Below are 13,337 nucleotides of genomic sequence, written 5' to 3' on the forward strand. Positions count from 1 at the left end.
GATGTCTATCTCTTAAAGTGATGAATCTATGCATCATATAGCAATGGACATACAAGTCTTATCGATTATTCGTGTTTATGTTAAAATTTGCGCTCTATTTTTCCCGTTTTGAGAGCCTAGCATGTCTGAACAGTTGCCTACACCGAGCATTCAGTTAAATACTCGTGGTTTGCGTTGTCCTGAACCTGTGATGATGTTGCATCAAGCAATCCGTAAATCTAAATCAGGTGATGTAGTTGAGGTGTTTGCAACAGATAACTCAACATCATGGGATATTCCTAAATTTTGTATGCATCTTGGGCATGAATTAATTTTACAAGAAGAAGTTTTGGATGATTCAGGAAATAAAGAGTTTCATTATTTGGTGAAGAAGGGTTAGTGAGCCAATTGTAAAGGTGATTGGGATGCTAAAACCGTAATTTAAAAAGAATACAATGTGCGCTCATCATAGATGCTTAATGTTTAAAAGATTTTGATAAACCATAAAAAAATCCCTTCACAATGAAGGGATTTTTTATTACAAATAAATTACATATTCGGGTAGTTTGGACCACCGCCACCTTCTGGTGTTACCCAAATGATGTTTTGTGAAGGATCTTTGATATCACAAGTCTTACAATGCACACAGTTCGCTGCGTTGATTTGGAAACGCTTAGAACCATCATCATTTTCCATGATTTCATAAACACCAGCAGGGCAATAGCGTTGAGCAGGCTCATCCCATTTTGGTAAGTTAACACGAACTGGAATTGTAGGATCAATCAACTTCAAATGTGCTGGCTGATTTTCTTCATGTACTGTATTGGATACAAATACTGAAGACAAACGGTCAAAGGTGATTTTACCATCTGGTTTTGGATAATTTGGTTTGAATGTAGCCACATCTACAGTTTTCAATAAGCTGAAATCAGGTGCCAAATCATGCAATGTAAACGGTACTTTAAAGATATTTTGATCGACAAAGTTAAATGCACCACCCATCCATAAACCAAATTTATGCATCGCTGGGCCAAAGTTACGAGAGCGATATAGCTCTTCTTTTAACCAGCTATTCTCAAATTTGTCAGTATAAGCTGTCAATTCTTTAGCAAAGAAATCTTCACCTTCAGTTACGCGTGCAATGGCTAAATCACCACCTTTACCTACACCTGCTTGAATCGCTTCAAATACAGCTTCGCCACACAACATACCAGACTTCATGGCAGTGTGAGAGCCTTTGATTTTGGCAAAGTTCAAGAAGCCTGCATCATCACCAATTAAACAACCGCCTGGGAATGTCAATTTAGGTAAAGAGTTTAAGCCACCTTTGACAACAGCACGTGCGCCATAAGAAATACGCTTACCACCCTCAAGATACTGCTTAATGAGAGGATGTGTTTTCCAGCGTTGCATTTCAGCAAATGGATACATGTGTGGGTTTTCGTAAGATAAATCTACGATCATCCCCAAAGTCACTTGATTATTCTCTGCGTGATATAACCACCAACCACCAGAAGAACCTGTTTCAGCTAATGGCCAACCCGAACCATGCATCACCAAACCTGGTTTATGTTTTGCAGGATCGATTTCCCAAAGTTCTTTAATACCAATCCCGTAATGTTGTGGATCAGCTTTTTCATCGAGATTATATTTTGCAATCAGGCGTTTACCTAAATGACCACGACAACCTTCAGCAAAGATGGTGTATTTGGCATGTAGCTCATAACCCGGTGTGAAGTTGTGAGTCGGTTCGCCATCTTTACCAATACCCATATCACCCGTTTGGATACCTTTAACGGTACCATCTTCATGATAAAGGACTTCAGCAGCAGCAAAACCTGGGAAGATAGAGACTTCTAGTTCTTCTGCTTTTGTTCCTAACCAACGAACAACATTACCTAATGAAATGACATAGTTGCCATCATTGTGCATCGTCTTCGGCACCATCCAATGCGGTGCTTCTTGCGACTTTTCAGCAGACATTAAGAAATATGTTTTGTCTTCAGTTACAGGAACATTTAAAGGCGCGCCTTCTTCTTTCCAATTTGGGAAAAGTTCATTCATGGCACGTGGTTCAAGTACAGCACCAGAAAGGATATGCGCACCAACTTCAGAGCCTTTTTCAACCACACAAACAGAAAGGTCTGGAAGGTTGTTTTCAATCGCTAATTGACGAATTTTAATCGCAGTAGAAAGACCAGCAGGGCCTGCACCTACGATGACTACGTCAAACTCCATCGATTCACGTTCGATGTGTTCCATGTAGGACTCCTCATATTTCAAAGGGTGGCAACCGTATACATTTATTGAAAATAATAAAGCGGTGCTGCCGTGAGTGTTCTAAAAATTCCGTGATACGAATTAACGCTCGTATCGATAATATATTTTGCGTTAGTATAGTTTCAAACCTTGATCTAGCCAATTGGCTGAGTCGTCTTATTTTTTAGTCAGCAGGGTATAAGCCATGGTAAATCAAAATAATTCAACATCAGAGGTTCGAAATCAGCCTAGTGCTGATAATAAAAACTTAATGAGTATTGCACAATACTTAAAAGATGCACACTCGAGTCACAAAAGGTCAATTCCACCTTTAGAGCAGTGGCATCCAAAGCATTGTGGCAAAATGGATTTGACGGTAAAAGCCAATGGAGAATGGTGGCACGAAGGTCAATTGATCAAACGACAAGCCCTTTTGGATCTGTTTAGTAAAGTGCTTTGGAAAGAACAAGGCAAGTTTTATTTAAAAACACCAGTCGAACAGATTGAAATAGAGGTTGAAGATGAACCTTTGTTGGTGAATCAAATCGATCAAATTGAGATTGACGGACAGAATTATTTACAACTCACTACAACCAATCAAGATGTGATTCTTGTTGACAAAGAACATCCTATTTTCATGCGTGAGTTTCAGGGGGATATGCGTCCATACGTACATGTCCGTTTTGGAATCAATGCACTCATTCAAAGACATGCTTTTTTCCATTTGATTGAGTACGGTGAATTACTTGAAAATGAACAAAACAACACCATTTTATCTATACAAAGTGGTGATTTTCACTTGCAATTGGGCACTTGAAGTTTAAGCTTAGCTATTGTTTTTGACTCATACAAAATAGTGGATCAAATGAACGCCATTCTTCCTTTATATCCTTTAGAAAATCCAATGCCGAAAGCGACGGCAGATGCCCCTATAGGTATTTTTGACTCAGGAATAGGTGGTTTATCCATTGCCCAAGAAATTGCCAATTATTTACCCAATGAACACATTGTCTATTATGCAGATACGGCTCATGTGCCTTATGGGCCGCGTTCAGATCAAAATATCCGTGAATTAACTGCACATGCAATCGAGTGGTTGTATCGCCAAGGTTGTAAAATTGCAGTTGTGGCTTGTAATACGGCTTCAGCATTTAGTTTGGACTATTTACGAGAGCATTATGGGGAAAATTTTCCGATCATCGGTTTAGTTCCTGCGTTGAAGCCCGCTGTTTTACAAAGTAAAAGTAAAGTAGTTGCTGTTTTGGCAACACCAGCAACGTTTAGAGGGCAGTTAATCAAGGATGTGATCCAACGTTTTGCTGAACCCTCACAAGTTGAAGTTCTCAATGTAACCTGCTTAGACCTTGTGCCGTATGTCGAAGACGGTTTGTACAATAGCCCAGAATGTAAAGATAGTCTAAGGCGAGTTTTAGATCCGATTGTAGAAAAAAATGCGGATCATTTGGTTTTAGGTTGTACACATTACCCGTTTTTAAAATCAGCGATCCAATCTTTGTATGAAAATCAATTGACTTTGGTGGATTCAGGATCGGCAGTGGCACGACAAACGGCACGTATTTTACTTAAAAATGAGTTAATATTGAAAATCGCACCAGTTGATAAGACCAGATTGCGATGTTTTGTCAGTGGGCAAAATGCGAAAGAGTTAGAAATGGTTTTAAAACATCTAATCCAACCAGATATTACATGGTCGATAGAAAATATTGTTGATAAACTTGTCTAATTCTTTCAATATTGAATAGATTTTTAAATTTTTAATAAGTGTAGGGCATATTACTCCGATAATAATTCATGGAAGAATTAAACGAGTAGTGTGACAAAAATGGGTTAGCCTATGCTCGATAAACGGTATCAAGTTTTTATTACAACATCTGGCAAAGATATGCAGCCAGAACGAATGGTCGTTTCACAAACGCTCATTGGAATGGGATTCTTTTCTTGGGGATTAGAACAACGCACGCCTTTGAGTACAGCATTTGCACGTCGCCAAATTGATGATTGTGATTATGTCTTACTACTTTTAGGCAGTCAGTATGGTGAGCAATCTGTTTCTGGTGTGAGTTATATGCACCTAGAATATATTTATGCAGTGACTAAGCAGAAGCCAATCATTGTATTTATGCATGAAAACCCAGATGCGCGCGAAACACATTTAAAAGATGAAGTGCCTATTTTAAAAGAAAAATTTAAAGATTTTAGGCATCAACTCCAAAAAGAAGTTGAACAGGTGGTGACCTATCGTACATTGCGAGATTTAGAATTAGCTGTTCGTTCTTATATGCCGCAAATGTTAGAGCGTTATCCTGTTGTTGGTTGGGTAAGACCTCAAAATATTCAAGTTTTACAAGATGAAATTGATCGTTTGAAGGCTAAATTGGCACAAGTTACTGTGGAACACGGTAAGAGTGAAGCTGATCCATTTTTAACCTTGCCTAAAGTTTCTTTACATGAAGCTTTTACTTTTGATTATCGAATGCATGCCTATCAGGATGGTAATTTCAAAGAGTTATCGCCAGTTCGTGAAATGACTTGGGCAGAATTATTAAAAATTTTATCAATTGAGTTTCGACAACCTACACCAGAAGATTTCTTTTCTAAGGTGTTGAATGAATATTTAAATAATACAGGCTTAACAGACGCTCAAGTTGTTATGCCTAGAGCACATGCTGTGTCTAGAGCTCAAATTAATATTCGTTCATTACATACGATAAAACAGCAGATGCGCCAAAATGATTGGATTACGCCTGTAGGTCGCGATGATCGTCAACGTATGTTGTGGCAGATGACTGAAAAATGTTTAAAGCTATTGGAAAGTTATCAGCGAATTAGTCAACGTTCATCGATCATTTAGTACGGTCTAGAATTTTGTTTGGTGGAAGAGTCTGCTAAGCTAAGGTGTAGATTTTGATCGTGTGCAAATTGAGTAAAAATGTCTATATCTAAACCTAAAGTTTTGATTATTTTAGCAAATCTTGGAACTCCTGATGCACCAACCGTACCGGCGGTGCGTGCCTTTTTAAAGCAGTTTCTGTCTGATCAACGTGTTATTGAAATTCCTAAACTAATTTGGGCATTGATTTTACATGCTTTTGTTTTACCTTTTCGCCCGAAGCGTGTCGCCGAAGCGTATGCACAAGTTTGGTCAAATGACTCTCCTATGCGAGAAATCCTATTTGAACAAGTTGCTTTGTTGCAAAAAGGCTTGCTGAGCCGCAATAGCGATTTAGAGTTAGATATTGTGCCTGCTATGACTTATGGTCAGCCGGGAATCGATACTGTGCTCAAAGATGCATCGCACAAACTGTATGATCACATTATTCTTTTGCCTTTATTCCCGCAGTATTCCGCGACATCAACAGCACCGTTATATGACGCTGTTGCGCAATGGCTGTTAAAACAAAGAAATATTCCGGGTTTAAGTTTTATTCGTGATTATTATCAGCATCCGCTTTATATTCAATCGCTTGCCAATAGTGTGCGAGATTACCAACAGCAACATGGGCAAGCTTCAAAATTATTGATGTCCTTTCATGGTATTCCACAGCCTTATGCAGATCGGGGTGATCCTTATGCAGATCGCTGTCGAGTGACAGCGCTTAAAGTTGCGCAAGCACTAGGTTTAGCCGATGACCAATGGGCGATTAGCTTTCAATCTCGTTTTGGTAAGCAAGAATGGGTCAAGCCTTATACAGACCAGTTATTGGTAGAGTGGGCAGAATCAGGTATTGATTCCGTACAAGTGCTCAGCCCAGCTTTTTCTGCTGATTGTTTAGAGACTTTGGAAGAGCTCGCTATTCAAAATGCTGAATTATTCCAGAGCAAAGGTGGTCAGTCTTATGCTTATATTCCTGCTTTAAATGGTCGCCCTGATCATATTCAATTATTTGAAAGTCTGTTACAAGCTCAATTGGATGCCGTACGCTCTAATTTAGCAGTTTGATATTTTCAGAACTTTTTTGAGGAAATTATTATGTTGCAAGTCAAAATTGTCCCCGTTACTGCATTTGCGCAAAATTGTTCAATCGTTTGGGATTCTGAAACTAAAGAGGCAGTTTTGATTGATGCAGGTGGTGAACCCGAAAAGTTGAAACAAGAAGTTGAGGCATTGGGTTTAAAGGTTAAAGCATTGTGGTTAACGCATGGTCATTTGGATCATGCTGGTGCAGTGGGGGCATTGGTTAAGGAATGGAATGTTCCAGTGATTGGGCCACATAAAGAAGATCTGTTCTGGTTGGATATGATTCAAGAAGTCTCGGCTCGCTATGGTTTTCCAGTTCCAGAGCCAGTGAATGTAGACCAATGGTTAGAGGGCGGTGAAAAACTAACTTTAGGTGAAGAAGAATTTGAAGTACGTTATGCACCGGGTCATACACCAGGTCATGTTATGTTTTATAATGCTAAATATGGTGTGCTTTGGACGGGTGATGTGCTGTTCAAAGGGTCAATTGGGCGTACAGATTTTCCCAAAGGTAATCATCAGCAGCTTTTAGACTCAATTCAAAGAGAGTGTTTTAGTTTACCCGATGAAACACAATTTATTTCTGGACATGGGCCTATGAGCACTATTGGTTTTGAGAAACAACACAACCCATTTGTTGCAAGTAAAGCAGGTTAAGTATTCTATTGAATACAAACAAATCTCAATAAAATGGTTCTAGTCTTGTGAATAGCCTAGAACCATTTTTTATTCAAAGTATGAGAGAAGATGAACTTATTTATTAAACATAGCTAAGGTGATATAAAAACAATCTTGTTGCCGTTAAAACAGTAGGCATTTAAGCAAAAGGATCAAATAAATGATCTTTCATTTCTAGTCTAAGAATAAAACTTGCAATTGCGAATAAGCAAGCGATTGAAATCAAAGCACTATCTAGGTTATAAAGCCCAAGTACCAAAAACACAGCACCTATAACCATAAATACACTCATTATTGTTTTAAAAGTTATGTATAGTTTCACTTTTAACACTCTCTTTTGATAAATAATTAACATTTTTATCTTTAAGTGAGTGATTATACATAGGTTAAATTTTTAAAACAATTACGTTAAGTTAAATTAATGAGTATCAGTTTTTAATGTCCTTTGAATGGATTACTCACTTTATTTTTGGTTTCTAAAGTAATTAATACAATAGAAATAGCGAATAAAATTCCTACAAAAATAAGTGATAAATCAAGTGCATAAATGCCGATAAAAGTGAAGAAAATGCACAATAAAGATAAAAGAATACTAAATATTTTTAGACCAATATACATCTTATGACTCCTACGCCTAAGTATAATGATGATTTGCTATAATTAGCTTTATATTTAAAATATGATAACAGTGCAGCATTATGCATGATTTTGATTTAATTAAAGTAGCTATTTATTATGAATAGTATATGAATTATGTGTCTAATAAATACACAAAGTGAACTCGGTTTAGTTTATGTAACGATAAATTTATCTATAAAAAATGTAAAAAAAATTATAAATCCTCTTCTTGCGGCGCATCTTCAGTCGGTAATTTATAATCTTCGCTTGCCCACGCGCCTAAATCAATGAGCTTACAACGCTCTGAGCAAAAGGGCCTAAATTCATTATTTTCCCATGTTGTTGGTGTACCGCATCTTGGGCATGGAAATGATTTAGGCATGTTGAAATCCTCATTTTGAAAAGCAAAACTCGCAAAGAGTTGTTAAACTTGTGTTGATTTTTCTTAGTTTGATCTGATTATGCCGATTCGTCAATTTCAAGCACAGCGTATGCATGCTCCTCGTGATTTTCAATCCATTGAAAATAGTCCAATTTGTGTGGAAATTGGTGCAGGCAAAGGCAAACATGCATTGCTTTTTTCAGGACAACATCCGCATCTGAAATTGATTGCAGTTGAAAGAACACGTGAAAAATTCATCGCAATGCAAAAGCAACATCAGCTTGAAGGACAACTCAATCTAAAACCATTACATGCAGATGCGATCCCTTGGGTGGTACATGCTTTGTATCCAAAGCAAATCCAACAATTTTTTATTCTTTATCCAAATCCTGAACCGCATAATCCTGCACAACGTTGGCTGAACATGCCGTTCTTTGAGTTTTTAATTTCAAGATTACAAAGCAATGGTACGGTGACATTGGCCAGTAATATTCCTGAATATATTGATGAGGCTGAACAACAGCTTAAAGAGGTTTGGAAATTACCTTATGAAAAACAGGTGATTGCTCAAGATTCTGCACGAACGCATTTTGAGATTAAATATTTAGAACGTGGCGAATTATGTCAGCAGCTGGTTATTCAAAAGCCTGCAAACTATTCGACACGTTTTGATGAATTTCAGCCTTTGCAGGGTAAAAATGTGCAAACTTCGATAGAAGAGAAGTCAGATGTTGAATAAGAAAATTGCGATTGTTGGTGCAGGCCCAGCGGGCTTGATGGTAGCAGAGGTGTTGAGTCAGCTTCCTAATCAAAACTATGAAATACATGTTTTTGAGCAAAAGCCTTCAGCAGCACGTAAGTTTTTGATGGCAGGAAAAACAGGTTTAAATATTTCTCATGCTGAACCTATTCAACAATTTATTCAGCGTTATGATCATGCTGAATGGCTTAAACCGTGGATTGAACAGTGGGATGCCCAATGGATTCAAAACTGGATGCAAGGTTTAGGTATTGAGTCTTATATCGGTAGCTCAGGGCGAGTTTTTCCTGTAGAGATGAAAGCCGCTCCGCTATTAAGAGCGTGGTTGAAGCGTTTAGCTGGGCAAAATGTACAGTTTCATTACCGCCATCAAATCTTAAACTTAAAAAAACAAACATTGAAAATTAAAAATTTAAAAGATGGGCATGTTTTTGAGCAAGACTTTGATGCAATTATCCTTGCTTGTGGAGCTGTTTCATGGGCACGTTTAGGTAGTGATGGTGCATGGCAGCAATGGCTTAACCATGATGAAATTGAGCCTTTTCAAGCCAGTAATGCAGGGGTTGTTAGAACGTGGTCTACGTTTATGCAACCTGTATTTGGGCAGCCGTTAAAGCGTGTTGAAGCGTGGGTTGATCATGCTGAGAAAACCCAAGGGGATATTGTTATTAGCCACTATGGTTTGGAAAGTGGTCTGATTTATAAGCAAGGCCGTGCTTTGCGTCTTTTACAAAAAAAATCTCAGAAATTACAAATAAACTTGGATTTGTTGCCTGATCAAAACTTAGAACAATTGATTCAAAAATTACAGCCATCTAAAAAGCAATCGACCAATAACATTTGGCGCAAGGCGGGATTAGATGTGGCGAAATCGAATCTGATTCGAGAATTGGTGGATAAGTCGCTTTGGAGTAATCCTGAGAAATTAGCTCAACAGATTAAACATTTAAAAATAGAGCTTGATGGCTTTCGTCCAATAGATGAAGCGATAAGCTGTGCAGGTGGAGTTAAACAGCAAGGCTTAACTGAGCATTTGCAGCTTAAATCGAATCCTTATGTGTTTTGCTGTGGTGAAATGTTGGATTGGGATGCACCAACGGGTGGTTATTTACTCACAGCATGTTTTGCAACTGGGCGTGCAGCAGGGCAAGGTGTACATCAATTCCTCAACGTTGAATCTATACAAAAAGCCTAGATATAAGTCTCGATTCAAATGAGAAAATTATGCTAGTTTGGTGATATTTTCAAACAAGAGATAAATATATGTCTGCTGAAAAATTATATACAGGAAGTTGTTTGTGTGGCGGGATTCACTATGAAATTCATGGGGAAATTGGAGAGATTATTGAATGCCACTGCCAACGCTGTCGTAAAGCCAATGGTACTGCTTTTGCAACCAATGCACCTATTCAAAAAGCAGATTTTAAAATTGTAAAAGGTGAAAACTTATTAAAGAAATTTGCATCTACAGCGACGACACAACGTTGTTTTTGTAGTGAATGCGGCTCACCGATTATGAGTATTAAAACAGAAACACCAGACACCTATCGTTTAAGAATAGGGACTTTGGATACGCTACTTGAACACAAACCAAGTATGCATATTTTTGTGGCTCATAAAGCGGAGTGGGATACCATTTGCGATAACCTACCGCAGTATGATGAACGTCCTTAAATGAACATTATTATTCATCATTAGCGTTTGAAAAGGGATCGTTAGATCCCTTTCTGCTTATTTTAGAACGAGATAGAAGATAAGAAATGCTTATTTAGTCGTTAAAGCTTGTCCTTCAAATTGAATGCCGTCCCAACCATTTAGCATAAACTGGCGAATGTTTTGATGGTCAGTTGCCTCAGGTGTTGCTAACACCGCAGCATAGTGCTCAGCAAATAAATTTAAAGTTTGTTGTTGATCTAGATCGTTGATTTGGGCAAAAGAAAATACTTTAGCACTACCTTGGTTTTCAGTTGCAGCATTGTGTTGCTGTCCATTTTGGAATGCTGTTGGAGTATGTGTATAACGAGCTTCGATAAAAGCAATTACATCTGCAAATTTTGCATTGCCTACTTGGAGTTGTGTTAATAATTGTTGAGTCATGGTGTATTCCCAAAATTTTCTAAAATCAAATACGGCTACATCATAGCGAAAATTTGCTTCATCAACATCACTATAAGTAGGAATAATACAAACTTCTTTACCTTTTAAATAACGTATTATCAATATGTTGTCTTTTGATTGAATGTAAATTTTTGATTTTTATGACAATAAATTTTATCCATGTAAGCTGATGATATTTTTTGACATATCGGGATTCATTGTGATAAATAATTTAGAGAATTGATTAAAAAGTATCATAATCAAAATATGTGTCATCAATAAAACTTAATAAGAAGTGCATTCTAGCTTGAATACATAAAGGTTTTATTGAAAAGCGTTTGGGATTATTCCAAATATAGTTAATTGCATGAGGGGATTTTATGAATAAAAATCTATTTTTTATATTTTATGGGCTGGGTTTCTTTTCTCTATTATTGTTTAGCTCAGACAAACCGCAACTCTTTACAATACCCTTTGTAATGTTTCTTCTTTGTTCATTTTTTGCAGGCCTTTACTATAAAGACAAAGTGATGAAGAGCCAAAAAGATGCGCCTAAACTTCAATCTATTCTCTATAAAATGTCATCGATCTTATTTCCATCCTTACTGCTAATGGTTAAGGTTGTCGCAAATTAATTTTTATCTGGATTTTTCTACTGCTTAAATTGATTATGCTAAGTCGCTCAACATAATATGTTTCAGCACTGAGTAAATTCACCGATTCGACATCAAGATTTTCAGACTGCATGCAAATAACATTGTATTTTAGAAATATATTGGCTGATGTGTTTGTTATAGGAAGCTATAGATGAGTCGCCATACTTATAAAAATCAGCGTAGTGGTTTGATTGAAAAAGGTATAGCTTTTATTGTCCATCTTGGTTTTTTACTCAATTTTCGCCGTTTTGTGATGCGGTTTTTGCCTTTTTTCAAACTACAAAGCCGTGTTAAAAATATTGTTTATTTATCGTGGTTGGTCGATATAGATCAAGTGCGTTCACGTTATCCGCAATCTGTGACCTTATGGGAAAAGCAAAGTAAAACTGTTTTTACAATATTGACCTATCAGCATGAACATTTTGGTTTTTCTTTTTTAGGATGGTTTAGAAAATTCATGCCATCTCCGAAGCAAAGTAATTGGCGATTTTATATTGATCCTGCTCAGCAAGAAAAAACCGTAATTTTTGAACAAGTGATCGTTGATCAAATGCTTTATGTGTTGAGTGGACGATTGGCCAGTGATGCAATGCCTGCACAGTATGCAAAAGCATTTGAACATTTTTCCGAAGATCAAAAAATTCATACGACTTTCAGTATTAATCAACAATATCAGTTGTATAGTGTTGTGAAAATAGACACTGAAAAGCACTTGCCTGAAGCATGGCGACCGTTATTTTCTTGTTGGGATGAAGCTGTACGAAGTCTAGTTGACCAAGATCATGCTTGGGTGGAATGGGTAGATCAGCCGATAAAATTGTCGCAAGGTGATATTGAAATGCCTTTTGATTTTAGCCAAATTCAAGCTGCGCAAGCTCTTAAGATTCACTGTCCGCTGTTAAAAGAATGGGGTGTAAATGAGCAAGATGTTTTTGCTTTTGTTGTACCTGAATTGGACTTTTATGTGCAAAATGAATATCCATTGAAATAGATTCTCCATGACTCACATGCTAAGCTGTGGATAAGTTTGTATTTATACACATTAAATTTCAGGAGTGCTGTGGAAATGAATTGGCTTCTTGTCGCATGTGGTGGTGCTATAGGTGCAAGTTTACGCTATGGGGCAGGATTCATTATTTCTAAACCACAGAGTTTATTTCCATGGACGACATGGTCTGTCAACGTATTGGGATGTTTTTTAGCAGGAGTATTTTTTGCATTTACTCAGAAATATCCTGTACTACAAAGTGAAACTCGACTGTTTTTAATGGTTGGAATTTTGGGTGGATTTACCACATTTTCCAGTTTTGGTTTAGAAACTTTTCAACTGATTCGCCAAGGTCAATTGCCTATAGCTTTGGCTTATACCTTTTCAAGTGTATTGGTTGGTGTCATTGGGTTAGCTATTGGTTTTTATGTTTTCCAAATGATTTTATCTACAAAATAATAAAAGCTTTTGCATAAAAAAAGAAGTCTAAGCAGGAGGATATATTGCTTAGACTTCAAATCTATTTTCACTATAAAAATATATTCTTAAATCAACATTAACAATACTTAATTAACGTTTAAAACGAGCAAAACGTTTATGAAAGCTTGCCACACGTCCTTCATTACTGGCTTGACGCACTTCGCCTGTATAGAAAGGATGTGATGCACTTGAGATATCAAGTGTTACATAGGGGTATGTTTTCCCTTGATATTCCTTAGCTTGCTTAGTCTGTATTGTGCTACCAATAATAAAATAAGCATCGGCGTTGGTATCATGGAACAGAACTTCTTGGTAGTGAGGATGGATATTCGCTCTCATTTCATTTTCCTAAATATTTATGTAATGTTATAATATTACATTTAGGGCGTACTTATGTCAAATCGACATTTTCAATATCAATAAAAGGCTTGCTGAATAATCACAACAAAATTGCTTAAACA

At 37.1% G+C, this 13,337-nt stretch carries 17 protein-coding genes; 11 read left to right on the top strand and 6 right to left on the bottom strand.

What is annotated here, in order from left to right; all coding sequences use genetic code 11:
• The first annotated feature begins 121 nt into the window (after window positions 1-121).
• Entirely contained in the window at window positions 122-379 is a 258-nt protein-coding gene (gene tusA / locus CDA10_RS09285; protein ID WP_089605343.1) for a sulfurtransferase TusA, read from the top strand.
• Between the two features lie 149 nt (window positions 380-528).
• Here the strand turns inward: tusA and CDA10_RS09290 are convergent, their stop codons facing one another.
• Entirely contained in the window at window positions 529-2,241 is a 1,713-nt protein-coding gene (locus tag CDA10_RS09290; RefSeq protein WP_089605344.1) for an electron transfer flavoprotein-ubiquinone oxidoreductase, read from the bottom strand.
• A gap of 202 nt (window positions 2,242-2,443) precedes the next feature.
• Between CDA10_RS09290 and CDA10_RS09295 the strand changes: the two genes are divergently transcribed.
• From CDA10_RS09295 to CDA10_RS09315, 5 genes are all read left to right on the top strand, one after another.
• Window positions 2,444-3,055 carry a DUF1285 domain-containing protein gene (locus tag CDA10_RS09295; RefSeq protein ID WP_089605345.1) on the top strand — a complete coding sequence of 204 codons (612 nt, stop codon included), beginning with the start codon at window positions 2,444-2,446 and terminating at the stop codon, window positions 3,053-3,055.
• Between the two features lie 48 nt (window positions 3,056-3,103).
• Entirely contained in the window at window positions 3,104-3,982 is an 879-nt protein-coding gene (gene murI, locus CDA10_RS09300; RefSeq protein ID WP_089605346.1) for a glutamate racemase, read from the top strand.
• A gap of 111 nt (window positions 3,983-4,093) precedes the next feature.
• Complete coding sequence (locus CDA10_RS09305; RefSeq protein WP_089605347.1) at window positions 4,094-5,110, top strand: DUF4062 domain-containing protein; 1,017 nt, start codon at window positions 4,094-4,096, stop codon at window positions 5,108-5,110.
• 78 nt (window positions 5,111-5,188) lie between these two features.
• Window positions 5,189-6,199 carry a ferrochelatase gene (hemH, locus tag CDA10_RS09310; protein WP_089605348.1) on the top strand — a complete coding sequence of 337 codons (1,011 nt, stop codon included), beginning with the start codon at window positions 5,189-5,191 and terminating at the stop codon, window positions 6,197-6,199.
• Between the two features lie 30 nt (window positions 6,200-6,229).
• Window positions 6,230-6,874: an MBL fold metallo-hydrolase gene (locus CDA10_RS09315; RefSeq protein WP_089605349.1), complete on the top strand. Its 645-nt coding sequence runs from the start codon at window positions 6,230-6,232 to the stop codon at window positions 6,872-6,874.
• Between the two features lie 160 nt (window positions 6,875-7,034).
• On the opposite strand, the gene CDA10_RS16825 is transcribed toward CDA10_RS09315, so the two are convergent.
• The 3 genes from CDA10_RS16825 to CDA10_RS09325 form a co-directional block, all read right to left on the bottom strand.
• Window positions 7,035-7,175, bottom strand: coding sequence for a hypothetical protein (locus tag CDA10_RS16825; protein ID WP_157909350.1), 141 nt, complete (start codon window positions 7,173-7,175; stop codon window positions 7,035-7,037).
• 155 nt (window positions 7,176-7,330) lie between these two features.
• Window positions 7,331-7,513, bottom strand: a complete 183-nt coding sequence (locus tag CDA10_RS09320) for a hypothetical protein (protein ID WP_089605350.1) — start codon at window positions 7,511-7,513, stop codon at window positions 7,331-7,333.
• A gap of 214 nt (window positions 7,514-7,727) precedes the next feature.
• Window positions 7,728-7,895: a DNA gyrase inhibitor YacG gene (locus CDA10_RS09325; RefSeq protein WP_089605351.1), complete on the bottom strand. Its 168-nt coding sequence runs from the start codon at window positions 7,893-7,895 to the stop codon at window positions 7,728-7,730.
• Window positions 7,896-7,968: 73 nt separating this feature from the next.
• Between CDA10_RS09325 and CDA10_RS09330 the strand changes: the two genes are divergently transcribed.
• The 3 genes from CDA10_RS09330 to CDA10_RS09340 all read left to right on the top strand — a co-directional run bounded on the left by CDA10_RS09330 (window position 7,969) and on the right by CDA10_RS09340 (window position 10,329).
• A complete protein-coding gene (locus CDA10_RS09330; protein WP_171333975.1) occupies window positions 7,969-8,634 on the top strand; it encodes a class I SAM-dependent methyltransferase in 666 nt (221 codons plus the stop codon).
• Window positions 8,624-9,850 carry a TIGR03862 family flavoprotein gene (locus tag CDA10_RS09335; protein ID WP_171333968.1) on the top strand — a complete coding sequence of 409 codons (1,227 nt, stop codon included), beginning with the start codon at window positions 8,624-8,626 and terminating at the stop codon, window positions 9,848-9,850. The genes CDA10_RS09330 and CDA10_RS09335 overlap by 11 nt, the downstream gene beginning before the upstream one ends.
• A 68-nt stretch (window positions 9,851-9,918) precedes the next feature.
• Window positions 9,919-10,329, top strand: a complete 411-nt coding sequence (locus tag CDA10_RS09340; RefSeq protein WP_089605353.1) for a GFA family protein — start codon at window positions 9,919-9,921, stop codon at window positions 10,327-10,329.
• A gap of 90 nt (window positions 10,330-10,419) precedes the next feature.
• Here the strand turns inward: CDA10_RS09340 and CDA10_RS09345 are convergent, their stop codons facing one another.
• Window positions 10,420-10,752, bottom strand: a complete 333-nt coding sequence (locus tag CDA10_RS09345; RefSeq protein WP_089605427.1) for a HopJ type III effector protein — start codon at window positions 10,750-10,752, stop codon at window positions 10,420-10,422.
• A gap of 807 nt (window positions 10,753-11,559) precedes the next feature.
• Here CDA10_RS09345 and CDA10_RS09355 point away from each other — a divergent pair.
• Window positions 11,560-12,399 carry a DUF2071 domain-containing protein gene (locus CDA10_RS09355; RefSeq protein ID WP_089605355.1) on the top strand — a complete coding sequence of 280 codons (840 nt, stop codon included), beginning with the start codon at window positions 11,560-11,562 and terminating at the stop codon, window positions 12,397-12,399.
• A gap of 75 nt (window positions 12,400-12,474) precedes the next feature.
• A complete protein-coding gene (gene crcB, locus CDA10_RS09360; protein WP_089605356.1) occupies window positions 12,475-12,855 on the top strand; it encodes a fluoride efflux transporter CrcB in 381 nt (126 codons plus the stop codon).
• 111 nt (window positions 12,856-12,966) lie between these two features.
• On the opposite strand, the gene CDA10_RS09365 is transcribed toward crcB, so the two are convergent.
• Complete coding sequence (locus CDA10_RS09365) at window positions 12,967-13,215, bottom strand: type B 50S ribosomal protein L31 (protein WP_089605357.1); 249 nt, start codon at window positions 13,213-13,215, stop codon at window positions 12,967-12,969.
• Between the last annotated feature and the right edge of the window lie 122 nt (window positions 13,216-13,337).

The organism is Acinetobacter piscicola (genome assembly GCF_002233755.1).
Lineage (GTDB): Bacteria > Pseudomonadota > Gammaproteobacteria > Pseudomonadales > Moraxellaceae > Acinetobacter > Acinetobacter piscicola.